This is a genomic window from Ruminococcus sp., from assembly GCF_019417665.1.
Taxonomy (GTDB): domain Bacteria; phylum Bacillota; class Clostridia; order Oscillospirales; family Ruminococcaceae; genus Ruminococcus_C.
Genome location: NZ_DXUU01000022.1, coordinates 13477 through 40232, shown reverse-complemented (window position 1 = coordinate 40232; position 26756 = coordinate 13477). Strand labels below are relative to the sequence as shown.

At 49.2% G+C, this 26756-nt stretch carries 21 protein-coding genes; 18 read left to right on the top strand and 3 right to left on the bottom strand.

Annotated features, from left to right (window positions below):
* From QZ375_RS07425 to QZ375_RS07415, 3 genes are all read right to left on the bottom strand, one after another.
* The coding region (locus QZ375_RS07425) for a leucine-rich repeat protein (RefSeq protein WP_295217484.1) at positions 1-582 on the bottom strand (582 nt) is incomplete at its 3' end.
* Entirely contained in the window at positions 548-2095 is a 1548-nt protein-coding gene (locus tag QZ375_RS07420; RefSeq protein ID WP_295217482.1) for a leucine-rich repeat domain-containing protein, read from the bottom strand. The genes QZ375_RS07425 and QZ375_RS07420, both read right to left, overlap by 35 nt.
* Before the next feature lie 237 nt (positions 2096-2332).
* Positions 2333-6463 carry a leucine-rich repeat protein gene (locus QZ375_RS07415; RefSeq protein ID WP_295217480.1) on the bottom strand — a complete coding sequence of 1377 codons (4131 nt, stop codon included), beginning with the start codon at positions 6461-6463 and terminating at the stop codon, positions 2333-2335.
* A gap of 226 nt (positions 6464-6689) precedes the next feature.
* Here QZ375_RS07415 and QZ375_RS07410 point away from each other — a divergent pair, with 226 nt between their 5' ends.
* From QZ375_RS07410 to QZ375_RS07325, 18 genes are all read left to right on the top strand, one after another.
* Positions 6690-7742, top strand: coding sequence for a dockerin type I domain-containing protein (locus QZ375_RS07410; protein ID WP_295217478.1), 1053 nt, complete (start codon positions 6690-6692; stop codon positions 7740-7742).
* 237 nt (positions 7743-7979) lie between these two features.
* Complete coding sequence (rimP, locus tag QZ375_RS07405) at positions 7980-8462, top strand: ribosome maturation factor RimP (RefSeq protein ID WP_295217476.1); 483 nt, start codon at positions 7980-7982, stop codon at positions 8460-8462.
* 22 nt (positions 8463-8484) lie between these two features.
* Complete coding sequence (gene nusA, locus QZ375_RS07400; protein ID WP_295217474.1) at positions 8485-9600, top strand: transcription termination factor NusA; 1116 nt, start codon at positions 8485-8487, stop codon at positions 9598-9600.
* Complete coding sequence (locus tag QZ375_RS07395) at positions 9590-9883, top strand: YlxR family protein (RefSeq protein WP_295217472.1); 294 nt, start codon at positions 9590-9592, stop codon at positions 9881-9883. The genes nusA and QZ375_RS07395 overlap by 11 nt, the downstream gene beginning before the upstream one ends.
* Entirely contained in the window at positions 9837-10163 is a 327-nt protein-coding gene (locus tag QZ375_RS07390) for a ribosomal L7Ae/L30e/S12e/Gadd45 family protein (protein ID WP_295217470.1), read from the top strand. Before QZ375_RS07395 ends, QZ375_RS07390 begins: the two co-directional genes overlap by 47 nt.
* Positions 10164-10296: 133 nt before the next feature.
* Complete coding sequence (infB, locus tag QZ375_RS07385; protein ID WP_295217468.1) at positions 10297-12846, top strand: translation initiation factor IF-2; 2550 nt, start codon at positions 10297-10299, stop codon at positions 12844-12846.
* Positions 12847-12948: 102 nt separating this feature from the next.
* A complete protein-coding gene (rbfA, locus tag QZ375_RS07380; protein WP_295217466.1) occupies positions 12949-13317 on the top strand; it encodes a 30S ribosome-binding factor RbfA in 369 nt (122 codons plus the stop codon).
* A gap of 6 nt (positions 13318-13323) precedes the next feature.
* Complete coding sequence (locus tag QZ375_RS07375) at positions 13324-14292, top strand: bifunctional oligoribonuclease/PAP phosphatase NrnA (RefSeq protein ID WP_295217464.1); 969 nt, start codon at positions 13324-13326, stop codon at positions 14290-14292.
* The gene (gene truB / locus QZ375_RS07370) at positions 14289-15200 is read left to right on the top strand and encodes a tRNA pseudouridine(55) synthase TruB (RefSeq protein ID WP_295217462.1); all 912 of its coding nucleotides are present in this window, start codon (positions 14289-14291) and stop codon (positions 15198-15200) included. The genes QZ375_RS07375 and truB overlap by 4 nt, the downstream gene beginning before the upstream one ends.
* A gap of 16 nt (positions 15201-15216) precedes the next feature.
* Complete coding sequence (ribF, locus tag QZ375_RS07365; RefSeq protein ID WP_295217460.1) at positions 15217-16149, top strand: riboflavin biosynthesis protein RibF; 933 nt, start codon at positions 15217-15219, stop codon at positions 16147-16149.
* Between the two features lie 353 nt (positions 16150-16502).
* On the top strand, positions 16503-17969 hold the full coding sequence (gene gltX, locus QZ375_RS07360; RefSeq protein ID WP_295217457.1) for a glutamate--tRNA ligase: 1467 nt from the start codon (positions 16503-16505) through the stop codon (positions 17967-17969).
* Between the two features lie 103 nt (positions 17970-18072).
* Positions 18073-19134, top strand: a complete 1062-nt coding sequence (locus QZ375_RS07355; protein WP_295217455.1) for an ATP-binding cassette domain-containing protein — start codon at positions 18073-18075, stop codon at positions 19132-19134.
* Positions 19134-19841 carry an ABC transporter permease gene (locus QZ375_RS07350; RefSeq protein ID WP_295217454.1) on the top strand — a complete coding sequence of 236 codons (708 nt, stop codon included), beginning with the start codon at positions 19134-19136 and terminating at the stop codon, positions 19839-19841. Before QZ375_RS07355 ends, QZ375_RS07350 begins: the two co-directional genes overlap by 1 nt.
* Before the next feature lie 16 nt (positions 19842-19857).
* Positions 19858-21543, top strand: coding sequence for a GldG family protein (locus QZ375_RS07345; protein WP_295217452.1), 1686 nt, complete (start codon positions 19858-19860; stop codon positions 21541-21543).
* Positions 21544-21563: 20 nt separating this feature from the next.
* Positions 21564-23045, top strand: a complete 1482-nt coding sequence (locus QZ375_RS07340) for a DUF4340 domain-containing protein (protein WP_295217450.1) — start codon at positions 21564-21566, stop codon at positions 23043-23045.
* A 72-nt stretch (positions 23046-23117) separates the two neighbouring features.
* Positions 23118-23411, top strand: coding sequence for a hypothetical protein (locus tag QZ375_RS07335; RefSeq protein WP_295217448.1), 294 nt, complete (start codon positions 23118-23120; stop codon positions 23409-23411).
* Between the two features lie 196 nt (positions 23412-23607).
* Positions 23608-25134, top strand: coding sequence for a von Willebrand factor type A domain-containing protein (locus QZ375_RS07330; RefSeq protein WP_295217445.1), 1527 nt, complete (start codon positions 23608-23610; stop codon positions 25132-25134).
* Between the two features lie 185 nt (positions 25135-25319).
* The gene (locus QZ375_RS07325) at positions 25320-26750 is read left to right on the top strand and encodes a hypothetical protein (RefSeq protein WP_295217443.1); all 1431 of its coding nucleotides are present in this window, start codon (positions 25320-25322) and stop codon (positions 26748-26750) included.
* Positions 26751-26756 lie beyond the last annotated feature (6 nt).

Sequence of the window (26756 nt, the reverse complement as noted above, 5' to 3'; positions counted from 1 at the left end):
CAAAATTCTTTTCAAATGGTTTCCCTCGCTTTTATCCGCATTATTCTTAAAAGATGCTAAACAGGCTCTAAAGGCAGTTTCATGGTATTGCACGCCGTTTTTTGGGACATAGAGTATCTTGGGATTTGCATTTTTGCAGGCGTTTGCAGCAACATAGGTGATGCCGTCGGGAATAATTACTTCACCGTCGGTACTATCCACGTTGATCATCACGCTGCCCAGAACGGCGATCCCTGTGCCAGTGTCGGCGTGCTGATCTGGATATTGAAGCCATGGCGTGCCGGAAAAAGCGTCCTGATCGATCCAGCTGACAGAATCGCTGCCAGAAATGTACACAAGGCTGGTGCAGTCCTGAAAAGCCGTTTTGCCGATCTCGGTGACGCCTGTGAGATCCAGGACACACAGATTGTCTTGTGCTGTAAAGGCATTGGCTGCAATGGTGATATTTGTGCCGCTAAAGCATACTTTGGTGAATTGCAGGCTGCTCCAGGGATAGCTGTCTGCTGTACGCTCCTGCATTGCACCGCTGCCAGAAATCGTCAGGGTATCACCGGTCATAGACCATATCAGGACTTGTACCACAGGTGCTGCCTTTGGATGTGGTCAGCTGTTGGAACCGGTTAGGAAACAGATCTGCGATGGGACTGCCGAGATAGCCGTAGAAGATGCCGCAATTGGAGAGATCTTCCGCAAAGGTGTCGATCACGGCAATCTTTGTGTGCAGGAATGTCAATGAGAGATACTGTTCTCCGTTGAATGCCTGGGAACCAATGGTGGTGACAGATGCTGGGATGCAGGCAGTTTTCATCTGAGTCTGGAAAAAGGCACTTGCGCCGATGGTTTGCAGGGTGTCCGGGAGGAAAACAGCTGTCAGATTGCTGTAGGCAAAGGCATATTCTCCTATGGCAGTGACGGAATCAGAGAGCGTGATCCTTTGTAGGGGTGTTTTGTAAAAGGCATAGGCGCCGATTTCTGTAAATGGTGCAGAGATCGTACATGTGGATTCTGCGCTGCCGTTGGGGAATTGAAGCAGCTGGGTATGGGTCAGGTCGGTGAGGATGCCATTTTCCGTACTGAATACGGGGTTTCCGTCCTCTACGGCAAATGATTTCACGTTGGAGGATGTGATGGGTGTTCGTATCTCTGTTACTGTAGCCGGAATGGTCAGTACACCGTCCGGAAATTCGTGTTCCGGTGCAACATCCAGAATCACGGTCATATCTTTATTGTACAGCACGCCGTCTTTTGCGGTGAAATAGGGGTTGTCCTCGCTGACCTGGATCTCTTCTAATGCGTCCACGTCCTGTAGGCTGGAATGATCCGAGGAGGAGCGAATTTCCTGTAAGCCTGCACCGATGATTATTGTACCGCATACGCCAAAGGAATTGTCATAGATGGTGGTGACGGAGTCAGGGAGCACCAAGGGAATCGCAACAGCATATCTTGCAAAGGCGTTTGCGCCGATGTATTCCAGATGGGACGGCAAATTGACTTCGATCATGTCACAGACAGAGTCAGCGAAGGCGCTGTCCTCAATGACGGTCACTGTTTCTGGTAATTGGACTCCCCAGAGAAAATCGCATCCCACAAAGAAATCAGAACGCACGGTTTCCAGATCATTGAGGAATGTGATCTGTTCCAGTCGGAAGCAGTCCTGGAAAGGGTATTTGCCGATGGTCTCTACATTTGCCGGAATGGTGATCTTCTGGATCGGTGTACGGAGAAACGCACCGTCTCCTATGGCGGTCAGTGTTTCTGGCAGACTGACAGAAGTGATCACCGGTGTGGTAAAGTCCGGTTTGGTATCGCCGGAGAACGCATAAGCGGCGATGCTGGTGACACCTTCTTCCACCGTGATCTCTGTATAAGAACAGTTCTTCCAGGGATATGCGCCGTTCTTTGCCGGCTCCATTTCACCCGTACCGGAGATGGTAAGGATAGCATCACTTACGCTCCATTGCAATGTACCGTAGGTACCTGAGTCAGAATCACTCAGCGCCTGCGCCTGGAGGGGTGGCAGGAAGAGCCAAAACATGCAAAGGGCAATGAGAAGGCATACGGCTTTACACCAATACTTTTTTATTCTGGTAATCATAAAAAACTTCCTTTCAAAAAAATTTTTCATTCGTCCATTTCCCCATTTTGGACAATATCAGTATAGCAGTTTTTGTCGAAATATGTCAATAAAGCTTCTGAAAATATTGCGACACTTATGTACAAGATATAACATTTTTCGGAATGAATCTGTAAAATGGAAAAATCCCCCATTCTGTTTCGCAATTGCAACAGGATGGGGGATTTTGTTGTAATTCATATTTTACCGGTGACTTCATTATTTTGCAATGACAGATTCCCAAGTTGGATTTGCGCCGACAGAATGTCGAGCGTAATAGCACAGGATATAATAGGCATCGTTGGCGTTGATACTGCCGTTTTGATCCACATCCATGGCGGACAGTTGAGCATTTGTAAAGCCCGTGGATGTACCAACAGACTGTTTCGCATAGGCAGTGAGTGTCAAATAGGCATCGTTTGCGTCAATATTTCTGTCGCCGTTGACATCACCCCGGGATGGCGTACCGCCGCTGCTGTATGTATAATCGCTGCTCTGAAGCACATAGTCACTGCCCTGAAGCCGTACGCTTTTTCCGCCGGAGACGGTAATCGTATAAGTGCCGCCTGTATTTTTCGGAATGTTGGTGTAGGCATAAAGTGTAGCGGCATTGGACAAACGAGTGTTTTCATACCCCACCAGGAACAGACCGTTGGTGGCGTCCAGATAGTACCACTTTTCCGAACGAGTTCCCACATTTAGTCCAATGACATTCCAGACATGATTCGTACCGGTCTTGCGGAGTGTTTGCAGTGTGGCAGACATGTTTTTCTGCTGCACCTGTTCAATCATTTTTTCCACTAGTTCCGTATATGCTGAGCATACGCCTCTGCCAGCAACGACTGGACCGACAGCATTGATGGAAAAGCTATCGCAGAAAGACCATGTTCCGGTTTTTCCTTTGACATCGCCGTTGGGATCTTCAATGTAGCTGTAGCCGTAGACGGTATTCTGCCGGACATTCTGATAAATGGCATTGATGATACCGGCATCGGTCATGCCGGCGTTGCAGTGATTGCCCATGAGTACGTTGAGGCAGTAGTTGTCGATAAGTTGGCTCATATAGGTAGTGCCGCACAGGGCATTTGCGAGGGACATAGTGGAGTTATCCTTGGTATAACCCCATGCTTTTATGAGCTTGCCGGATGCGTCATAAACTTCAATTTCCTTGCATTGTTTGCCTGCATTTCTGAAATCGCCCACGGAAATATCTGTCATTTTCCCGTTCCAGCGCACATGCTGGATGCTGCTGCCCACAAAGGCGGAGGGATGATAATATATGCCGTTCCTAGGCACATAGAGTACACCAATCGTGATGCTCCGGCAGGCATATTCTGTGACATAGGCTGTGCCGTCGGGAATGATCACTTCATCGGCACCTTGATCTATACGGAGGATCACACTGCCCAATGCTGCCACACCCTTACCGATCTCCGTGTGCTGGTCTGCATTTTCCAGCCAGGAGGTTTCTGCAAAGGCGTTGGGGCTCACCAAACTGACGGAGCTGCTTCCGATGACAGACATGAGGTTGGTGCAGTTTTGGAAAGCGCCTTCGCCTACAGTGACAACGCCGGTGAGATCCAGGGTGTACAGTTCTGTGCTCCCAGAAAAGGCATACGGTGCAATAATGATGCCAGAGCCTTTGCACTGTACAACGGCAAATTCCAGATTGCTCCAGGGATAGTTGTTTTCTGCATATGTTTTCATGGTACCGTTTCCGGAAATCGTCAGGGTATCACCGGCAAGCGTCCAGACCAGATTTGTGCCGCAAGTGCCGCTTTTGGTTGTGGTCAGCAGATCAAATTTCTTAGGGAACATGGTGTGTACCGGGCTTCCTGCATAGCCGTAAAATGTGGGACAATCGGAAAGGTCATCGGCAAAACTGTCGATTTCTGTATTTTTCGGATGAAGGAATGTGAGATATTCGTAGGAACTGCCCCAGAATGCCTCAGAACCAATGGCAGTCACGGATTTCGGGATCAGAGCCGTTTTCATATTCGTCTCATAGAACGCTTGTTCGCCGATGGTTTGCAGACCGTCGGCAAACATGACCAATCTCACAGAACTGTTTGCAAAGGCATGATCTTCAATGGCTGTAACAGATGTGGGAAATTTGATCTTTTGCAGGGGCGTCTGATAAAAGGCATATGCACCAATTGTGGTAATACCGGATGGAATGGTGCAGGCAGTGGGTGTGCTGCCGTTGGGGAACTGGAGCAGCTTTGTCCCAGACTTGTCCGTGAGGATTCCGTTGATGGAATTGTACACCGGATTGCCCGGCTCTACGTCAAATGCCTTTACATTGGCGGAATAGATGATGGGTCGAATTTCAGTGATTGTTTTGGGAATGGATACAATGCCGTCGGGAATGTCCGCTTCTGGTGCGACCTCGTAGAGGATTGTCATATCCTTATTGTACAGTACGCCGTCTTTCAGTGTAAGATAAGGGTTGTCTTCGCTGATTTCTATATGCTGTAGATCCTTTTGATCCTGTAAGCTGGATATATCAGAGGAATGAAGAATTTCTTGGAAGTTTTTTCCCAGATACAAAGAAGATAAATGGGAAAAAGAATTGTCATAAATGGTAACTACAGAATCCGGCAGAGTGATGCTCAAATGATCATATTCCGTAGCAGGAAAAGTATTTTGCCCTATGGTTTCCAGACTTGCAGGAAATGTGAATTTATTTGCATCTATATCAGTTCCAGCAAAGGCATTGTCTCCGATGGAGGTGACTGTATCCGGTAGCTTCACCTTCCAAAGACTTTCACAGCCAGAAAACATTTCGGATGTGATTTCTTCCAGGGAATTGCAGAATATGACCTCAAGAAGATACTTGCAGTTCTGAAATGCATCCGGGCTGATATACTCTACAGTTTCCGGAATGGTAATTCTTCGTATGCCGGTGTTTTGAAAGGCACCTGAGTCAATTGTTTTTATAGTTTCTGGTATTATGACGGATGATAGATTTTTACAGTCTTTAAAATAATTATCCGGGATGGATTCCATAGAATTCGGAAGTGTGATGCTGTATGTTGCGCTTTCGTTGCAAGTTGCAAAATAGGGCTGGATTTCTTGTGCGGACATATCATTATAGAAAGTAATGTTCCAGATTGTTGGACAGTTATCAAATACGTCTTTTGCTATAAAAGTAACATTTTTGGGGATATTTGTGTTGTGAAAACTAGAACCAGCAAAAGCCCGTGCACCAATGGATTGCAGGCTTTCCGGTAAGGTCACATCGTACAAATGGGTATAGCCGCAGAAACGTTCTTCCGGGATTTCTGTCACACCTTCTGGTACTGTAATATTATATTTAGCTTCAAAGCCGGCATAATCTTTGTCATGACCACCGGGAAACATTTTTTCGATAGCATCACCGGCATAATAGGTAAAATACGGATTTTCAAATTCTATATTTAAAAATGTAGTGAGACAGTCCTCAAATGCGGCTTCGCCAATTATTTCAACGCTTTCCGGAATGGTGAAGCGTGAGAAAGCCGAAAAAAGCCAGAGGTTGGAGAAGGCATGAGGTGCGATTTCCTTGAGGTTTTCCGGCAGAGTGAGTTCGGTAAAAGTGCATCCGTCAAAATAATACGCTGGAAGATATGTAATTGCGCCAGACATTGTGAAATGCCGGAGCTCACTGCACCCATTCACCAGACGGTCGTTCTGATCCGTAGGCACATAGCTGTCCGGGAGTGTCAATGACGTAAGACCAGAATAGGAAAATGCCTGGTTGCCGATCTGTGTGATCTGTTCCCCAAGAGAAATATTCTTTAGATTGGTGCAGTCATAAAAGGCTTCGCTGCCGATGGCGGTGACATTCTGGGGGATTTCGATTTCAGAGATGCCGCTTTCCGCAAACATACGGTCGGAGATTTCTGTCAACTCCTGGGAAAGTACCGCTTTCGACAGGGATTCACAGCCGGAAAAAACACCCACACCTACAGCTGTTACAGCATCAGGAAGCCGGATCTGGGGCAGGCTGGTATCTGCAAAGGCATTCTCACCGATCTCAGTCAGCGTTGAAGGCAGATCGGCAAATACCAGAGGCGACAGTTCGTCCTCGTCTCCGGCAAAGGCATATGCACCAATGCTGGTAACGCCTTCTTCCAGCCAGACCTCTTCGTAATAATAATCGCTCCATGGATAAGCGCCGGCTTCTGCGTTGGTCATGTCTCCCGTGCCGGAAATACACAGGATGGACTCTTTGACGCTCCATTGCAGATTGTCATAAGTGCCGGAGCCGGTATAGCTGACTGCCTCCGCAGATAAAGCGGGCAGGAGCAGGCAGGCTGCCGCCGACAGAAATGTGCTGAGACAGAGACTTCTGAGATGGAATTGCATTTGGATCATCCTTTCTTAAAACATAAAATTTTTATCTGATCCCCTTTTCAGATACCTTGATTATAACATGTTTTATGGTTTTTGTCAAAGAAAAAGGACGGGTTCTCATAATATTTTTGGATGTTAATGGATTGTTTACGACTTTTACCTAAAACAATCATGATTTTTGATTACAATATTTGATATGGGATAGTATATGAAAATTCACAGAAAGGATGTTTTGTTGATGAAATCATATATGCGATGCTTTGCTACCGAAATTGCCGCTGTGCTTGCTGCCGGCAGCCTGTCCGTCTGTCCGGTGTCTGCTGAGGGAGCTGCCTATAGACGGGGCGATGTAGACGGGAACGGAATCGTCGATATAAATGATATGTATTATGTAAAGGATCACCTCTTGCAGATCAGGGACGGCATGCCTACCACACTGACGCAGATCCAGCTGCTGGCGGCAGATGTGGATCTGGACGGAAAAGTGACAATGATGGACATGTTCATCATTGGACGGTATTATGCATTTGCCAGTGTGGGATATGACGAGACAGACGAACTGTGGGAAAAAGTGATCCAAGAGGAAAGAGAAGATCCCCAGGAAGATTATGACTTACATGAACGAGTTCCATGTGATGAAGAGGTTTTCGTTGAGATCGGTACTGTGGAAATCCCGGAATATATCCTGCGGCGGAATTATCACGAAGTGGATGTTCCTATTTATGCGACATCAGAAACCAGGTTTGGCAAGTTGTGCTTTGGTATGTCTACAGAATCTGAACAGCTGACACTGGGCGGCGATAGAAAAGGTGACGGACAGTTTACGTGGCTGGATTACGGTGATACGATAGAAGGGTATTACAAAGAAGAAACTGAAATTTTATCGCTTAAATTTGAAGTTGCATCTGATGCCAAGATCGGCGATGTTTATCCCATCCATTATGAGGCGCAAAGTCAGGACGGGACACAAAAAGAAACTTGCTATAGTTACGATTATATCAAGAATATTGTTCCCACAGATGGCTCTGTGAAGATCATCGGCAATACCGGCGACCTGAACAGTGACCAGAAGATCACCGCCGCCGATGCCTATGAGGTGCTTCAGGGCTATAGCCAGATGTCCGTGGGTGCAGCGTGCAGTCTTTCCGACGGGCAGAAGATCATTGCAGATGTAAACAGTGACGGCAAAATTGACGCTGCGGATGCGTATTATATTTTATTGTACTATGCGAATCATTCGGTGGGAAAAGATATCTCTTGGCGTGAACTGGTGGATACTGTGAACGCATAAACAGCATAAAGCACCCCGGAATATCTTGTTTCTGTGCCATTCCGTAAATTTTTTGGGAAAAAAACGTACTTTTTTCTTCAAAGCCCTTGATTTTTTCTTTTTGGAGTGTTATAATAAAGATAATCATGCAGCCAAAGACCGGAATCCCACCGGTCTTTCGTTTATATAAGTACCTGCTGCACTGGTTTGAAATGATTCTCAGCGCAGCAGAATACGCTGAAAAAAGGAGCAGATGCCATGAAAATGAAAAAATTCGGCGGCACAGAACGGACGGTCTACGACCTTGTGAAGCCGATTGCAGATCAGTTCGGGTATTCCATCTGGGATGTGAGCTTTGAAAAAGAAGGTGCCTATTGGTACCTGCGGGTCTTTATTGACCATCCCGATGGGATCACCATTGAGGACTGCGAAAAAATGACACGTCCGGTGAATGCTGCTGTGGATGCGGCAGATCCTATTGCACAGGCGTATGTTTTAGAGGTTGGCTCTGCCGGTCTGGAACGGGAACTGAACCAGCCCTGGCATTTTGAAGCGACCCTGGGCATGGAGGTGCGTGCCCGTGCCATTCGTCCGGTGGAAGGCGTACGGGAATGGCTCGGCGTGTTGACGGCATATGATGCGGCGCAGATCACCCTCCAGCCGGAGGATACAGCAGAACCGGTGACACTGGCACTGGCGGATCTGTCCTATGTACGGCGGTATGTGGCTGTAGAATTTTAATCAATGGAGGCATAGAGAGAACATGGACAATAGTTTTTTTGAAGCGCTTTCCTCCCTGGGAAGCGAAGCAAATGTAGATACGGAGCTGTTGATAGAAAAAGTAAAGTCTGCCATGCTCAAGGCGGCACGTAAGGCATATCCCGACAGCGAAGAAAATATTCGTGTGGAAATCGACCCGACGACCAAGACCTTTGAAATGTACCTGATGCAGACTGTTGTGGACGATGAACCCATCGACGAAAACGAAGTCAATATTGATGTAGCACGTACTATGAACCCCAATGCCTATGTGGGCGGTACCGTGGAAAAGCGTCTGGATATCGCAAAGTTCGGCCGTGCAGCGGCACAGTCGGCAAAGCAGTCCATCAAGGGTGATCTTCGTGAGATCAACCGGGAACGCATTCTCGGTGAATTCCAGGATCTGGAGAACGACTGCATCACTTGTCAGGTATCCCAGGTAGAGCCAGGCGGTACGGCGACTATGCTCTATCATAAGACCGAGCTGTATCTGTTCCGGAACGAACAGATACCGGGGGAAGTTCTCAAAGAGGGGCAGATGGTAAAGGTATACATTACTACCATTGCCAATAAGCAGAAAAAACCCATCATCAAGATTTCCCGTGTCCGCAAGGAATTGGTAAAGCGGCTGTTTGAACTGGAGATCCCGGAGATTTATGACGGTACAGTGGAGATCAAGTCCATTTCCCGTGAGGCAGGCTCCAGAACAAAGGTGGCCGTCTGGTCGAAGGATTCCAATGTAGACGCCATCGGTGCCTGCATCGGTCCAAAGCGCTCCCGTATTTCTGCCATTGTGGAAGAACTGAACGGCGAAAAGATCGATATCATTCCCTACAGCGAAAAACCTGAGGAATTTATCGCAAAGGCACTGGCTCCGGCAACGGTTCTGGATGTGACCATTCTGGACGAGGAAGAGCGTACTTGTACTGTAAAGGTACCCAACAACCAGCTCTCTCTTGCCATTGGTAATAAGGGACAGAACGCAAAACTGGCAGCAAAGCTGACGGGATATAAGATCGACATCAAGCCGGAATTTGACGTGCTGCGTTCGGCAGCAGAAACGGCTCCGGGATCGGCTGAAGAAATCCAGGCACCGGAGGCGAACAGTGTTGAAGAGTAAGAAAGTTCCCATGCGCCTTTGCGTGGGCTGCGGCGAAATGAAGCCGAAAAAAGAACTGATCCGGGTACTGAAGGATAAGGAAGGCGTCATTGATCTGGATTTTACAGGAAAAAAGTCTGGACGGGGTGCATATTTATGTAGGAATATGGACTGCTTTCAGGCTGCCCAGAAAGGACACCGGTTTGAGCGTTCTTTTGGCTGTCGTTTGTCCGAGGAAATATACGAGGAGATGAAACATGCGTTACAGGCAGAACTGGCAGGGTCTTCTGACCATCTGCCGTAAGGCAGGAAAGCTTGCAATGGGACTGGAGCCGACAAAGGATGCGCTGTATCACGGCATTGCCGCCGGGGTGCTCACAGCATTGGATGCGTCGGAAAAGTCCCGGAAAGAGGCTGCTTTTTTCAGCAGCCAGGCGGAAGTACCGCTGATCGAACTTCCCTTTTCAAAAGCGGAGATGGGACAGATCATCGGCCGTGCTTCCGGGGTGCTCGCTGTGTGTGATGACGGATTTTTTCGTAGAATGCAGGAAATTGTGGCACAGGGCGAGACGAGAATAGAATGATTATTTGAATTACCGCAGGATATGCGGCGATAAGATGGCTAGACCAGTTGTCTTATGTACACAGTGAAAAGGGTGCTGTTGTGGAGAGTGGCTTCATCAAGGCATCCGCAGTAGGAAGAGGAGGATTTCGCCTATGACGAAGAAAGTAAAGCTGAGCGATGTTGCACGGGATCTGCAGATCCCGACCCAGGAACTGATCGCATTTTATCAGGAACGGGATGCGGACGGCGTCAAGAAAAAGGGTGTGACCGGTCTGACTCCGGAGGAGATCAATCTTGCATTGGAATATTATTCTCAGAAGTCACAGGTAGAGAACTTTGACGCTTATTTTGCATCGAAGGATATGCCGAGACCGAAGCCGGCAGAGAAAAAGCCAGTAGAAAAGAAGCCGGCGGAGAAAAAGACAGCGGAAAAGAAACCGTCTGAAAAGAAGCCGGCAGAGAAAAAGTCAGCAGAAAAGAAACAGGCTGCACCCCAAAGGGCAAAGAAACCCCAGGCAGAAGCAGCTGTGGAAAAGAAAGTACAGCAGCAGAAGCCGCAGCAGGAGAAGAAGCAGGAAAAGCCTGCGGAAAAGAAACCTCAGCCGGCAGCTGCATCCAAGAAAGAACAGTCCCGGAAGCAGCCTAAGCAGGCTGCAAAAGCACAGAAGCACGGTGAACGTCTCCATGTGGAAGTCGAGATGGCATCTGCGGACAGCATCACCACAGAAAAGCGCCGCACGGTAGATACCAGAGGCTCTTATGTGGATCTGGATAAGTACAACCAGCGGTATGAGCAGATCGCTCCTGCCGGAAAGTACAGCAATGACAAATACTCCACCAAGAAACAGAAGATCAATCAGAAGTCCGCACAGCGCAACAAGCAGAAATATTCCAACAAGCGAGAGACAGAACAGGATAAACTTCGTCGTCTGGAGCTGGAGCGTGCCCGAAAGCAGCAGCTGCGTGTACGCATTCCAGATGTGATCGCCGTGGGTGAGCTGGCGACTCGTCTGAAAGTGACTGCAACAGAAGTGATCAAGAAGCTGATGATGCTGGGCGTTATGGCGACTATCAATGAGGAGATCGATTTCGATACTGCTTCTCTGGTGGCAGAAGAGCTGGGCGCAAAGGTTGAGCATGAGGTCATTGTGACCATTGAGGAACGTCTCATTGACGAGGACGATGGTGCAGAGGATACCCAGGAGCGCTGCCCGGTTGTTGTTGTCATGGGTCACGTTGACCATGGTAAGACTTCTATTCTCGACCGGATTCGGAATGCACATGTTACCGCAGGAGAAGCCGGCGGTATTACGCAGCATATTGGTGCATATCAGGTGCAGTATGAGGGCAAGGATATTACCTTCCTGGATACACCGGGACATGAGGCGTTCACTGCAATGCGTGCCCGCGGTGCCAATATCACAGATATTGCTATCCTGGTCGTTGCCGCAGACGATGGCATTATGCCCCAGACCGTTGAGTCCATCAACCATGCCAAGGCGGCAGGCGTTTCTGTCATTGTGGCCATCAATAAGATGGATAAGGAAGGTGCAAATCCGGAGCGTGTCAAGGAAGAACTGACCAAGTATGGCATGGTTTGTGAAGAATGGGGCGGCGACATTATTTGTGTGCCCGTATCGGCAAAGACCGGCGAGGGCATTGACGAACTGCTGGAAAACATTCTTTTGGTAGCAGAGACGAGCGAATTGAAAGCAAATCCCGACCGCCGTGCAAAGGGTACTGTTGTGGAAGCACGTCTGGATAAAGGCCGTGGCCCGATCGCAACATTGCTGGTACAGAATGGTACGCTGCATACTGGCGATGTCATTATTGCAGGTACTGCTGTAGGCCGTGTTCGTGTTATGTCCAACGATAAGGGTCTTCCTGTAGAGACAGCTGGTCCGTCTGTTCCCGTAGAGATCACCGGTCTGGCAGAAGTGCCGGAAGCAGGCGATATATTTAACGCTGTAGAAGATGAACGTCTGGCAAGAGAACTGGTAGAGCAGCGGAAGCATGAGGCAAAGCAGGCAAAGTTCAACGAGTATCAGAAGGTAACCCTTGACAATCTGTTCAGTCAGATCGAACAGGGCGAAATGAAGGAACTGTCTCTCATTGTTAAGGCAGACGTACAGGGTTCTGTAGAAGCAGTTACCCAGTCTCTGGAAAAGCTGTCCAACGAGGAAGTTCGTGTCCGTGTGATCCATGGCGGTGTTGGCGGCATCAAGGAGAGCGACGTCATGCTGGCAAGCGCCTCCAATGCCATTATCATCGGCTTTAATGTGCGCCCGGATCAGACCGCAGAGGAAATTGCCGCTCGTGACAAGGTGGATATTCGTACCTACCGTGTTATTTACGATGCGATTGAAGAGATTGAAACAGCCATGAAGGGTATGCTGGCACCGAAATACCGTGAGGTTGTTATGGGACGTATTGAAGTGCGCCAGGTCTACAAAATCTCCAATGTCGGTGCAGTTGCCGGCGCTTATGTTCTGAACGGCAAGGTTACCAGACAGTGCGAGATCCGTGTCGTTCGTGACGGTATCGTTATTGCAGAGGATAAGATGTCCAGTCTGAAACGTTTTAAGGATGACGTGAAGGAAGTCGGCGAGAGCTACGAGTGTGGTATTACTCTCGAAAAATTCCGGGATTTCAAGGAAGGCGACATTTTCGAAGCATTTATTATGGAAGAATACAGAGACTAAAGGCAGCACCGCACAAATAATATATGATGAATGCGTAATTGTATTGATATGGTGTTGGTTCACAAAGCCATATTGTGAACTAAGAAAAGGAGGCCGTGAAGCATGGCGAATTTTAAGACAAACCGGACAGAAGAGGATATCCTGCGTGAAATGACTGCCATTCTGCGTGAGCTGAAAGACCCCCGGATCGACCCGATGCTGACCGTGGTGCGTGCAGAGCTGTCACGGGATCTCTCTGACTGTAAGATCTTTGTCTCCAGTCTGTCGGGACGGGATGCAGCGAAGCGGTCCTGTCTGGGGCTGGACAGTGCTTCTGGCTTTATCCGTCGGGAGTTGTTCCATCGGCTGAAGATCCGAAAGTGTCCGACACTGCATTTTGTGGCAGATGATTCTATTGCCCATAGTGCGGAGATCAATCGGATGCTGCATGAGATCCAACCGCCGGTGGAAGAACCTCAGGAAAAGGAGTGATAGCTTGTGCAGCAACTGACTTTGGCGCAGACAGCCAAATGGCTGAAAAACTGTAAAGACGCATATATTCTCATTCACAGAAGTCCGGACGGAGACTGCATCGGCGCAGGGTATGCCCTGGCAGAAATGCTGCATCAGATGCAGAAGCGTGCAGTGGTGCTCTGCGATGACCCTATTCCAGAACGTTATCACTTCATGCTGCCAGAGAATCAGAAGCAGGAGACGTTTCAGCCGGGCTGCGTGATCGCAGTAGATGTGGCTGATCCGAAGCTGCTGGGCGGTGAAGTGAAGGAGAAATATGGTGATTCTGTGGACTTGTGCATTGATCATCACATTTCCAACGTGCCTTTTGCCAGCGCTCGCTATTTGGATGGCAAGGCAGCGGCAACTTGCGAGATTCTTTATTCCCTCTATCGTATCCTTCCGGTGGCCATGACGAAAACTATGGCACTTTGCCTGTATACGGGTATGGCAACAGATACTGGTTGTTTCCAGTATGACAACGCAGGACCTCGTACCCATCGTGCTGTAGCAGATTTGATGGAAATGCGCCCGGATGTGCCCTATGCAAAGATCAATCGGCAGATGTTTGCTGTGAAAAGCTTTGGCAGACTTCGGCTGGAGCAGCTGCTCATTGACCAGCTGGAACGGTATATGGACGGAAAATGTGTTCTTATTTGCATTACGCAGGAATTTTTACAGAAATTCCAGGTGGATGATGCAGAGCTGGACGGTATTGCGGGATTTCCACTCCAGGTGGAGGGCGCTCAGGTGGGCATCACTATGAAAGAAAAGGAACCGGGAAAATTCCGGATCTCTATGCGCTCGGCAGATCAGGTGAATGTTTCTGCCATCTGCCAGCGGTTGGGCGGCGGCGGTCATGTAAAGGCTGCTGGCTGTCTGGTATGCGGTACAGCGGATGAGGCACGGGAAAAGCTGCTTCGGGCGGTTTCGGAAGGATGGAACGTTCAATGAGTCAGGAAACAATACAGGGCGTGCTTTGCATGAACAAGCCTGCCGAATTTACTTCGTTTGATGTGATCGGAAAACTTCGGGGCATCCTGCGTATGCGGCGGCTTGGGCATACTGGTACTCTGGATCCTATGGCGACCGGTGTTCTGTCGGTGCTGGTGGGACGTGCCACACGGGCGTGTGATATTCTGCCGGATCAGGACAAGACCTATCGGGCTTCAGTACAGTTCGGTTGGGAGACAGATACAGAGGATGTCTGGGGCGTGCGGACGGCGGTATATCCCGAAATGCACGTGACAAAAGAAGCGCTGGAATCGGTGCTGTCTCAGTTTCGGGGCGAGATCTGGCAGGTGCCGCCCATGTATTCTGCCGTATCCGTGGACGGAAAGCGGCTGTATGAGTTGGCACGTAAGGGTGTTGTTGTGGATCGTCCTGCACGGAAAGTACAGATTCACACACTAACACTGGAGACATGGAACGAAGATGCGCAGACGGCAGAACTGTTAGTGTCCTGCGGAAAGGGTACCTATATCCGCACACTGCTCTCCGATATCGGAAAGGCACTGGGCGGCGGTGCTGTCATGACAGCACTCTGCCGTACTCAGGCAAGCGGATTTTCTTTGGAACAATGCTATACCTTTGAGGATGTCAAGAGATTTTGCCGGGAAGGCAGTCTGGCTTCTCATCTGATTCCCACAGACAGACTTTTTGCCGCACTGCCGGCACTGCATCTGACGGAAAAACAGTCGGTGCTCTATGGAAACGGCGTCAAGCTGGATCTGGAACAGATCCCGGAATATCAGGATTCTCAGACGGAGTACCGTGTTTATGATGCAAAACAGGTGTTTCTGGGAACAGCACTGGCAGAACCGGAGAACAGTGTGCTGCGAGTGGGAAAGAATTTCAACTAGAAAGGCGGCGTGATACGTGGAGCTGCTAAAACACACGGATACGCCTCTTTTGCAGGAAAGTGCTGTGGCACTTGGCTTTTTTGACGGCGTGCATCTGGGACATCGTGCTGTGCTGTATGCTGCTGTGGAATGTGCCAAAGAAAAACAGCTGATGCCTTGTGCATTTACCTTTGCGGCAAATTCTGTGCCGGTGAAGCAGGGGGCTTCTCTGAACTATCTATATACAGATGCTCAAAAGTATGCGCTTATGGCAGACTGCGGCGTGGAAGGAGTATACTGTCCAACGTTTTCGGAATTGTGTGCTCTGGATGGTGAAGCTTTCTGCCGGAAAGTACTTGTGGAATTGTTCCATGCCAGAGAAGTTTTTTGCGGCGGAGATTTTCGTTTTGGCGCAAAGGCAGCGTGGGATATTGCTGCATTAGATGCATTCGGCAAACAAATGGGATTTTCAGTACATCAGGTAGAGTCGGTGCACTGTGATGGCGAAAAGGTTTCTTCTACTGCCATCCGGGAAGCAGTGAAACACGGTGAGCCGGAACGTGCGGCGAGACTATTGGGTGCGCCTTATCATATCAGCGGCAGGGTGATTCACGGTGCTGCCCTGGGCAGGACAAGGGATGTCCCTACGATTAATATGCCTTTTGCAGACAGACAGGTCGTTCCTAGATATGGGGTATATGTTTCCCGGACAAAGACACCGCAGGGGGTGTTCGATTCTGTGACGGATATCGGCGTAAAGCCTACTGTGAGTGAGGGACAGATTCCAGCGGCGGAGACATTTCTGCTGGATTTTTCCGGTGATCTGTATGAACAGCCCTGTACCGTGGAATTGCTGCATTTTCTGCGTCCGGAGCGGAAGTTCCCGGATGTGGAGGCATTGTATCAGCAGATCGCACGAGATCAGGCAGAATGTCGGGCATGGCTGCGGCAGAATGCAGTATGTCAGTAAAATACGAGTGAGTTTTTTGTATTTTCTCAAAAAGGCTGCTTGGCAATGAAGTTTTTTTGATCCAGCAATTTTTTCAAAAAATGCTGGCGAGGACCAGGGCGAGGAGTCCTGGTCGCCGCCCGCAGGCGGCGAAATACCCCGGCGCATTCTTTTGCGCCGGGTCGAGGGTGGTGAAAAAAAGCGACAGCTTTTTCGAGGCGGGGCGAACAAGACCGCCCCGCCTTGTGAGCCCTTTAAAGTAAGAAAAATCTTGCAAACGTCCCGGTGGGACGTTTGCAACGAATTTATATAATTTATATATTGATATAAAAGTTATAGTGTTATATTCACTTTTGAAAGGAAGTACACGCAATATGAGCAAGCGAGTAAGAACCAGATTCGCACCGAGTCCGACAGGATATATGCACATCGGCAACCTGCGGACGGCGCTGTATGCCTATCTCATCGCCAAAAAAGACGGCGGCGATTTTATTCTCCGTATCGAGGACACCGACCAGGAGCGGTATGTAGAGGGTGCAGTTGATGTGATCTACGATACGCTGAAAATTGCCGGTCTGAACTGGGACGAGGGTCCGGATATCGGTGGTCCGGTGGGACCCTATGTACAGTCTGAACGCATGGGAATGTTTAAGTCCTATGCAGAGGAACTGGTGAAAACCGGTCACGCCTACTACTGCTTCTGTGACAAGGAACGGCTGGATGAGGTGCGCAAGATTCAGGAAGCATCCCGTATCGCACCCATGTATGACCGCCATTGCCGAGATCTTTCCCCAGAGGAAGTTCAGGCAAAGCTGGATGCTGGTATCCCCTATGTTATCCGCCAGAAAATGCCGCTGGATGGAACTACCACATTCCACGATGAAATCTACGGCGATATTACAGTGGAAAACAGCACGCTGGACGACCAGATCCTCATCAAGACTGACGGTATGCCCACTTATAACTTTGCAAATGTAGTAGACGACCACCTCATGGGGATTACCCATGTTGTCCGGGGCAATGAGTACCTTTCTTCTGCACCGAAATATAATCTGCTCTATGAGGCATTCGGCTGGGATGTTCCCATCTATGTGCATTGCGCACCGGTCATGAAGGATCAGACACATAAGCTGTCCAAGCGTAATGGCGACGCATCTTTCCAGGATCTGATGGAAAAGGGGTATTTGCCCCAGGCAGTGCTGAATTTCATTGCGCTGCTGGGCTGGGCACCTACGGGTGAACAGGAGATCTATACCCTGGACGAACTGAAACAGGTGTTCTCCATCAGTGGTATCAGTAAGTCCCCGGCGATTTTCGACAGCCAGAAACTTCGTGCGATCAATGCGGCTTATGTACACAAGATGACGCCGGAGGAATTCCAGGAAGCTGCAGTGCCTTATATTCGTCAGACGGTCAAGAGAACAGACGTTGATCTGCCGCTGCTGTGCAGTGTACTCCAGAACCGGACGGAAGTGTTCTCAGATATTCCGGAACAGGTAGATTTCATTGATCAGATGCCGGAATATGATCTGGCGATGTATCGTCATAAGAAGATGAAGACTACACCGGAAACAGCGCTGGAGGCCTTGCAGGTTGTCCTGCCAGTACTGGAAGGCGTTGACACATGGGATGCGGAGCATATTCACGAAGCATTGTTTGCGAAGATCGCAGAGATGGGCGTAAAGAATGGCTGGATGCTGTGGCCGGTTCGTACAGCTGTTTCCGGAAAGCAGTTTACACCGGGCGGCGGTGTCGAATTGTGCGCAATTCTTGGAAAAGAGGACACACTGAACCGGATTCGCAGTGCAATTGACACACTTTCGGCAGCCTGCGCAAAATAAAAGTGTATCTTTCGTTATGCTATCACGCTTTTATCACAAATCTCTGTTAAACTAATGCCAGTATTTGCGTGTGCTGCGCAAACAGAAGGAGGCAATCACAAGGATGATTGAAGTCAAACATCTGACGAAACATTATGGGGATAAAGTGGCTGTCAATGATATCAGCTTTACCGCAGAAGACGGCGAGATCCTCGGTCTGCTCGGGCCCAATGGCGCCGGGAAGTCAACGACCATGAATATGCTGACCGGTTATATCAGCTCTACCTCGGGACAGGCGCTGATCAACGGTGTGGACATTCTGGAAGAACCCATCAAGGCGAAGGCACAGATCGGCTATCTGCCGGAGCTGCCGCCGCTGTATCTGGATATGACGGTCATGGGCTATCTGAATTTTGTCTATGACTTGAAAAAGTGTAAACTGCTGCGGAAATCCCATCTGAAGGATGTATGCAATCTTTGCAAGATCAGCGATGTTTCCAACCGGGTCATCAAGCATCTGTCCAAGGGCTATCGTCAGCGTGTGGGTCTGGCACAGGCACTCATCGGCAATCCGCCCATTCTGATCCTGGACGAACCTACTGTTGGTCTCGACCCGAATCAGATCATCGAGATCCGTACTCTGGTGAAGAAGCTGGGAAAACGCCATACGGTCATTCTCTCTTCTCACATTCTGACAGAAGTACAGGAAGTCTGCGACCGCGTTGTGATCATCAATCACGGTCAGGTGGCGGCATATGATACCATCGACAATCTGTCGAAGTCTGTTTCCGGCAGCAACAAGATGACTGTTCGGATCAGCGGTCCGAAAATTGATATTTTGCAGGCGATCCGTGCCATTGACGGTGTACTGAAAGTACGTGCAGATATGGAACGGGAGTCGGGCATGTTCGAATATGAAATTGCGGCAAAGCCCGATTCTGATATCCGTCCGGCACTGAATCAGATGGTACAGGCGCACGGCTGGGGCATCTATAAGATGGATCTGGGCGAAATGACGTTGGAAGATGTATTCCTGAAGATTACCATGGGAGAAGGCGTGAAGCTGCCGTCTTCTAAGAAAACGACTGCATCTGCGATACAGGCAGAATCGGTCAGCGAAACACCAGAGGAAACCCAGACACCTCAGGCAGATACAGCTGAAACAACAGAAGGAGGCGAGGCATAATGGGTGCAATTTATCGGCGTGAAATGGGCGCATTCTTCACTTCCAGCATTGCATATGTCTTTCTGGCAGTGTTCTACTTAGCGTCCGGTTACTTTTTCTTTGCTTCGTCTTTGGCTTCGGCAACGACGGATATGTCTGGCGTATTTACCAGCTTGTTTCTGATCGTTGTTATCCTGATTCCGGTATTGACCATGCGGCTCTTCAGTGAGGAAAAGAAGCAGAAAACCGAACAGGGTCTGCTGACCTCGCCGGTATCCATCGGCGGCATTGTACTGGGCAAGTATTTTGCAGCACTGACCATGTATGCCATCGGTCTTGCCATTCTGTTCCTGTATGCACTGATCCTGAGCTTTTTCGGAGCAGTTTCCTGGGGCATTGTGACTGCAAATATCCTGGCGCTGTTTTTGCTGGGCGCTGCCTTTATTTCTGTGACACTGTTCATTTCGTCCCTGACGGAAAACCAGGTGGTCGCAGCGGTTCTGGGCATTATTGCGCTGCTGGTACTGTACATGCTGGATGTAGTGGCGCAGTTCACAGAAAATCTGCCCATCGTGCCTACAGTGCTCAATGCACTTTCATTCTATACGAAGTATTATGATTTTACGGCGGGTCTGTTTGATCCGGCGAGTGTGCTGTTCTTTATCAGCACGGCGGTGATCTTCAACTTCTTTACCGTTCGTGTATTTGAGAAACGGCGCTGGAGCTGAGGGGAGGACAGAAACCATGAAAAATCAGGAAAAAAAGGCGGCAGCGCCTATGTCAGAGGAAAAACGGCAGAACAAGCTCAAACGGCGGAAGAAGCTGAAATACGGCGGTCTTGCAACAGCTGTGACAGCGATCTTCGTGGTAGTTGTCATATTGGTGAACGTGATCGTTTCCTTGATCGGCAACCGTTTTCCCAATGCTGTACTGGATCTTACTACCTCCAATGTCTATGAGATCAGCGATGAAACGCTGGACTATATCCGCGATCTGGATCAGGATGTGGAGATCGCCGTCTCTTCTGACGAGAGTACTTTCCAGACCGATAAGTACTACAAGATGATCTCTGAGACCATCTCCAAATATCAGGGCTATTCCGATCATATTTCTGTGACCTATTTCGATACCACAAAAGATCCGGATATTCTGGCACAATATCAGGAACTGTACGGCGGTACCATCAGCTCCGGAAAGATCATTGTGACAAGCGGAAAACGAATCAAGGTCTATGACTGCTTCTCGGATATGTTCGAATTGGATCAGCAGACCTATCAGTATTATCAGTATGGCATGGCTTCGCTGACAGACTGCATCACTGGCTTTAAGGGTGAGCAGACTCTGACCTCTGCCATTATGAATGTAACGGATTCCAATCCCAAGGCAGTGGGCGTGATCGCACAGTCCAACGGGGAATTGATCTACAGCCAGACACAGGCGAATTATTATGCTGTCAGTGCAGCACAGAGCCTTCTGGATAGCAACGGCTATGACGTGACAGAACTGGACATTGTGACAGATACTTTGGATACGGAACAGTATGACATTTTGCTGCTTCCGGCACCAGCACAGGATCTGACTACAGATGCCATTGCGAAGATCAAGGATTTTCTGTACAATGACGGCAACCTGGGAAAACAGCTGATCTACATTGCAGATTATACTCAGTCCTCTACTCCCAATCTGGATGCATTTCTCAAGGAGTGGAACGTACAGATCGACCGTAGTGTTGTAAGAGATGAGGACAGCAGCAGCCAGACGGTTTCTACTCTGTCCGGCAAAGGCAAGGTACCCATTGCATATGTCAATGCAGATGAGGATGACAAGGGCTACGACGGCAATCTGAACAATACCAGCCTGCCGGTAGTAGCACCGCTGACACGTCCTATTGATGCACTGACAGCGAATAACGGACGTACAGTTACCTCACTTCTGACTACATCCAATACGTCTTATCGTTATCCTCTTTCGGATGCCAGTGGTGATACAGCGTCCGCAGACGATGTGCCAGAAGAAACCACTGAGGATGCAGCAGAGGCAGAAACCGAAGCGGCGGAGACAACGACTTCCTTCAACGTAAGCGCAGCAGAACGAAGTGAAAATACTGTCATGGCACTGTGCCGTGACCAGCAGTCCACTGGCAGCGAGTTTATTGAAAGTGATGTGATCGTGCTCGGTTCTATGTCGCTGTTGGATTATAACCTGGTACAGGATTCTGCATACAACAATGCGGAATACTTCGTTGGTCTGCTGAATTCCATCTGCGGCAAGGAAGACAGTATTGTCATTGCCGCAAAGGATCTGAGTCAGACTTCTATCTCTGCCACAGAGACACAGCTCAAGACCATTCGTACACTGGTTGTCTTTCTGATCCCGCTGGCTGTTGTTGTGATCGGTGTCATCGTGGCAGTCCGCAGACGTTGGCGCTGACCTGGAAAGGATGATTTTGGATGCGTAAAAAGATGCTGGGAATTGTTGGCGGTGTAGTACTTGTTGCTGCCTTGGGCACTGCTGCATTTCTGCTGCTGAAAAGTCAGCCGGAGGAACCTTCTTCAGGAAATTCCGCAGAGGAAAGCAGTGCTGTATCGGTGACACTGACGGAACAGGAACCCAATGATGTCACTTCTATTGACGTGACGAATGCTTCGGGTAACTTTGAAGTTGTGCGCACGGCAGAAGGCAATGGCACTGACAATGCCGTTTTCGCCATTGCAGGGTGGGAAGATCTTCCTATGGAAACCTCCACGCTCTGGACGCTGCCGAACAATACCGCTTCTATGAATACCACCGATTTGGTGGAGGAAAATTGTGCCGATCTGGCAAAGTTCGGACTGGATGATGAAACAGCTGTGGCTGTGACGCTGCACTTTGAGGATGGCAGCAGCTACTCTTTTCGCGTGGGAAATGCAGTTTCCGGTACGGAAAACACCTATTTTGCACCAGCAGATGAGGATACGGTCTATACTGTAAAGACATCGCTGGTGGCGAATTTCAGCAAATCTGCAATGGATTTCCTCTCTAAAACCATACTGGAAGAACCGGCAGAGGAGGACTATCCCATTGTCAATTCCTTGACCGTGGAGCGAAAGGACATAGACTATGTGCTGGAGCTGGATTATGATGAGACCTCTGTAGACGAGGACAGCATGGGCGGCACTGTGGCAAGCCATGAGATGGTTTCGCCGGTGCCGGCATATCTGAGTGTAGACCGTTCTACACCGGTGGTCACGGGGATGTTCGGACTGACCGCAGAGAAAGCGGTGATTCCTCATCCCACGGAATCGGATCTGGAAGAAGCCGGTCTGACCGCCCCCTTTGGTACTGCGGCCATGGCTTGTGACGACGGGAATACCTATGTGCTGAAATTCGGCGAACGCTTCACAGAAACAGACGAAGAAACAGGAGATCAGACGGCGTATTACTATGTATATCTGGAAGGTGTCGATGTCATTTATCAGGTGACAGAGGAGAATATGGTCTGGGCAACGGTAGCCCCGACAGACATTGCCTCGAAGCTTGTGATCGGTACCTATGTATGGGATGTCGGTTCGCTAGATGTGCGAGTGAATGATCTGGAATATACTTTTGATGTGACAGCTACGGGCAAAGATGACGCTGTAGTGAAGCTGAACGGCGAAAGCGCAGATCCTGAGCGGTATCGCCAGTTTTATTCCTTCTTGCTGAACACAACAGCGGAAACTGTGGAACTGAACGGAACGCCGGAAGGAAATCCCCTTGCTGAGATCAAGATTAAAACACAGGACGGCAAATTCACACGAGATCTGGCATTCTATGCCATTGACGATTTCACCTGCCTGATCACCGTAGATGGTGCATCGGCGTATACTTGCCGTAAGTCTTATCTGGATACACTGCACAGTAATATGGAAATTTACGACACAGACGAAGAATTTACAACCAACTGGAGTTAAGTATCGGCAAAACACTGTGCGCATAGAACTATGTGCATCATTTTGCAGATACTGCCGGAGAAAGGAACATCGATGAATCAGGAATTTTTTATGTATCGGGGTTACCCTTTGGTACGAAATGGAAACCAAATCTATTACGGTTACATGTCTGAACCATATGTGGTGATGATGCAAATCGCACATCAGCAGGAAACTGACGGCGGATTGAAGATCGCAGATAAGATCAAGGTCTATCAGATGTCCACAAAAGAGCCGAATCCGGTGAAAGCGATCGTAAAGACTTCCGATCGTCCGAATCTGTATGAAGCGATTGATCTGGCGAATGTCTGGCTGAAGCGTGCAGAAAAGGATGCCTCGGCACAATAATAGCATAACAGTAAGCTGCTCGGAGCCTGGATTTTTTCAGTGTGCCGGGCGGCTTTTTTGTATGGATATGTGTGACTCTTTTCAAATGTGGTGTAAACATAGAAATTATTTTTTGAATTAAATGTTGACATTCTTATGGATATTTGTTATAATAGAAATGTCGAAAAATAACGTTCGGATGAAAGGAATGTGTGTTATGCAAAAAAAGATGAAATGGGCAGTGATTTTCTGTATTCCTGCATTGCTGCTGTCCGGCTGCGGCAGTGATTCTGGCATGATGCGAGTGAAGAGTGATGATAATTTTACATACAATGAAAACTGGGAGGGGGAGGCAGCTTATGATACCGTTGTTGAAGCGCCCTCTGTTTCCGGGGAGGGTTACAGCGAAATTCAGGAAAATCCATTTCAGTCCACGGCAGAATCGCCGGTGTCTACTTTCTCAGCAGATGTGGACACCGCATCCTACAGCAATCTCCGGCGGATGATCCAGTGGGGCTATTCCATGTCGGATATTCCAACAGATGCTGTGCGTATTGAGGAATTGCTGAATTATTTTTCCTATGATTACAATCTGCCGGAGAATGATGCGCCTTTCGGGGTGACCGTGACTGCCGGAGATTGTCCGTGGAATCAGGAGCATCAGTTGGTGACCATCGGGCTGAAAAGCGAGGAGATCGACTTTTCCGAAGCGGCTTCCAGTAATCTGGTATTTTTGCTGGATGTGTCCGGATCTATGCAGGATGACAACAAGCTGCCGCTGTTACAGCAGGCATTTACGATGCTGTCGGACAATCTCACGAAAAAAGATCGTGTATCTATCGTGACTTATGCCGGAACAGATGCGGTCTTACTGGAGGGATGTCCCGGCGATCAGAAGGCGACGATCTCCGCTATGCTCAGTGACTTGGAGGCGTCCGGCAGTACCAACGGCAGCGCCGGCATTGAAACAGCATATGCACTGGCGGAGAAATATTTCATTGACGGCGGAAACAACCGGGTAATTCTCGCTACGGACGGCGATCTGAATGTAGGCGTGACTTCGGAGGAGGCACTGTCAGAGCTGATCTCCGAAAAGAAAGCGTCCGGCATTTATTTGACTACCTTGGGCTTTGGCACGGGCAATTTGCAGGACAACAAATTGGAGACACTGGCTGACGACGGAAACGGCGTATATGCCTATATTGACAGTGTGACAGAAGCACGGAAGGTTCTGGTGGAGGAACTGGGGGCAAGCATGGTGACTGTGGCAGAGGATGTGAAGCTGCAAGTGACCTTTGAACCATCCCAGGTGGCGGAATACCGGCTCATCGGCTATGAGAACCGGATGCTTTCTCAGGAGGATTTCGAGGACGATACCAAGGATGCCGGAGAGATCGGTGCAGGGCATACGGTGACGGCAATGTATGAGGTGGCACTGACACAGCAGGCTCTGGCAGAAGGCAATGATATGCCGTGGCTGACATTGGGCGTGCGGTATAAAGAACCTGGCGGCGATACAAGCAAACTGCTGGAATATCCGGTGACGCAGCAGGCATATACTACAGATCCGGGTCATGATTTCCGGTTTGCAGCATGTGTGGCAGAGTTTGGAATGGTGGTACGGAACAGTTCCTATCGGGGTGATGCAACGTTGGAGGATGTGACGGATACACTGGCACAGTTGGATCTGCAAGGGGATGCTTATAAAGAAGAATTCCGAGAGCTTGTGAATCAGCTGCGGTGAGTTGAAAATCAAATGTTGCCCCGGCCTTTTTCAGCCGTTGGTTTTCACTCGGCAAAAACCTGTAAGATTTGTCGTATTTTCTCTTGACATGATCACGATCTTCCTTTATAATAATATTACTGAAAATGATTCCAGGCAGTACTGTACATTGTGCAGTACTGCTTTCAATAAAGGAGAATGATTTTATGGAGATTTACCGTATTCATATGGGAAAGGCAAAATGTGCTGTGGATCTGGGAGATGGCAGCGAACGCGGCGAATATGTGAATCAGGACTATATCCTGGCGAAAATGGGACGCCCGCACCGCAGCATCAGCCTGATGTACTGCTACTATCCTCTGGATGAGGGATGGCCGGGAAGAGCCAGCGTGGTACATGCCAGCCCGGATGTCAGCTTTGCCTGGGATTTTCCCTATGACGACTATTTCACCTATAAGGGTGGTCTCGGCGGCAATACCGAAGGCGAGCCATTCAATTATATGCGTGAGATTCGTCAGCATGGACAGGATGTCAGCTTGACGCTGACCATTGATCCCCATGTTTCTGACGAACATCTGGCAGCCATCGGCGAGGATCTGCGTCCTTTTGGACGGGTGTTCCTGCGCATCAACCATGAGGCAACGGGTAACTGGTTCTCATTCAATAAGCGCTGTACCTATCAGGAGGTAGCGGACTTCTTTGTCCGTGCCAGCCGGATCATCAAGGAACATGCACCCAATGTTCAGACCATTACCTGTATCGGCGGTATCGAAGATCTTTCCAAGGAAGAGATGGAAAAGGAAGCGGAGTTTGCACAAACCATTCCGGCAGCAGATATCTGGTCAGTAGACAAATATATGGCACTCCACTGGGGCTGGCCCTATGATGTGGCAGAGCACGGTGGCAATACCCACAGCCGGGGTACTGTTGCCGATACTTATGAAAAGACAAAGCGCAGTTTTGAACGGTTCCGCTATCTGAACGGCGGCGCTGCAAAGCCTATGACTATGGCGGAATTCAATGCTGACGGCGATGTGACCGGGCCTTATGAACAGGCAGATATGGTACGGGAGTTCTGCGACAGACTGGAGGCAGAACAGGCAGACTGGTTCAGCGCATTTACATTCTATCAATTCCGTGACCGCGGACGTCTGGGTCTGGAGATCGAAGATCCCAATAACCCGGATGTAGGCATTGCACAGCCGGTTCTGGATGCTTATAAAGAGATCATCCAGCGTGACTGGTTCAAGCCGGAGATCACCAGACAGGATGGGGAGGTAAAATTGCCTGTTACTCTGCGCTGGAGCAATTCTGAGGATGCCGAGGGTCTGGCGATCCCGCTGCATTTCGAGAAGAACCCTACCTTCTGTGAGGTGACTTTTGAAGAAGAAAGCAACTTGATGCTGGAACTGAACGGCAAGTGGTTCTACAAGGCACCGGGCACGAAGACCGTAGATCTCATGGGTGCATTTTTTGAAAAGCCGCTGCAGGGGGCTGCGGATATGACATTGAAAATTTTTGCACCGCCGGCAACTGGTGAAAATGATCTGTCTGTAGAGGATGGTTTGTTCCACTGCGATACGGTACTGGATGAACTGCCGAAGATCCGAATCCGGTTTGAGCCGGTGGAGAAGTAAACGCTT

What these genes read in the sequence shown, in the direction of transcription:
- gltX (WP_295217457.1), top strand. Translation starts at nt 16,503, where the DNA reads ATGAGCAAGCGAGTAAGAACCAGATTCGCACCGAGTCCGACAGGATAT.
- QZ375_RS07340 (WP_295217450.1), top strand. Translation starts at nt 21,564, where the DNA reads ATGCGTAAAAAGATGCTGGGAATTGTTGGCGGTGTAGTACTTGTTGCT.
- QZ375_RS07350 (WP_295217454.1), top strand. Translation starts at nt 19,134, where the DNA reads ATGGGTGCAATTTATCGGCGTGAAATGGGCGCATTCTTCACTTCCAGC.
- QZ375_RS07420 (WP_295217482.1), bottom strand. Translation starts at nt 2,095, where the DNA reads ATGATTACCAGAATAAAAAAGTATTGGTGTAAAGCCGTATGCCTTCTC.
- QZ375_RS07355 (WP_295217455.1), top strand. Translation starts at nt 18,073, where the DNA reads ATGATTGAAGTCAAACATCTGACGAAACATTATGGGGATAAAGTGGCT.
- rimP (WP_295217476.1), top strand. Translation starts at nt 7,980, where the DNA reads ATGAAAATGAAAAAATTCGGCGGCACAGAACGGACGGTCTACGACCTT.
- truB (WP_295217462.1), top strand. Translation starts at nt 14,289, where the DNA reads ATGAGTCAGGAAACAATACAGGGCGTGCTTTGCATGAACAAGCCTGCC.
- QZ375_RS07345 (WP_295217452.1), top strand. Translation starts at nt 19,858, where the DNA reads ATGAAAAATCAGGAAAAAAAGGCGGCAGCGCCTATGTCAGAGGAAAAA.
- QZ375_RS07410 (WP_295217478.1), top strand. Translation starts at nt 6,690, where the DNA reads ATGAAATCATATATGCGATGCTTTGCTACCGAAATTGCCGCTGTGCTT.
- QZ375_RS07330 (WP_295217445.1), top strand. Translation starts at nt 23,608, where the DNA reads ATGCAAAAAAAGATGAAATGGGCAGTGATTTTCTGTATTCCTGCATTG.
- rbfA (WP_295217466.1), top strand. Translation starts at nt 12,949, where the DNA reads ATGGCGAATTTTAAGACAAACCGGACAGAAGAGGATATCCTGCGTGAA.
- QZ375_RS07415 (WP_295217480.1), bottom strand. Translation starts at nt 6,463, where the DNA reads ATGCAATTCCATCTCAGAAGTCTCTGTCTCAGCACATTTCTGTCGGCG.
- QZ375_RS07390 (WP_295217470.1), top strand. Translation starts at nt 9,837, where the DNA reads ATGCGTTACAGGCAGAACTGGCAGGGTCTTCTGACCATCTGCCGTAAG.
- infB (WP_295217468.1), top strand. Translation starts at nt 10,297, where the DNA reads ATGACGAAGAAAGTAAAGCTGAGCGATGTTGCACGGGATCTGCAGATC.
- nusA (WP_295217474.1), top strand. Translation starts at nt 8,485, where the DNA reads ATGGACAATAGTTTTTTTGAAGCGCTTTCCTCCCTGGGAAGCGAAGCA.
- QZ375_RS07325 (WP_295217443.1), top strand. Translation starts at nt 25,320, where the DNA reads ATGGAGATTTACCGTATTCATATGGGAAAGGCAAAATGTGCTGTGGAT.
- QZ375_RS07335 (WP_295217448.1), top strand. Translation starts at nt 23,118, where the DNA reads ATGAATCAGGAATTTTTTATGTATCGGGGTTACCCTTTGGTACGAAAT.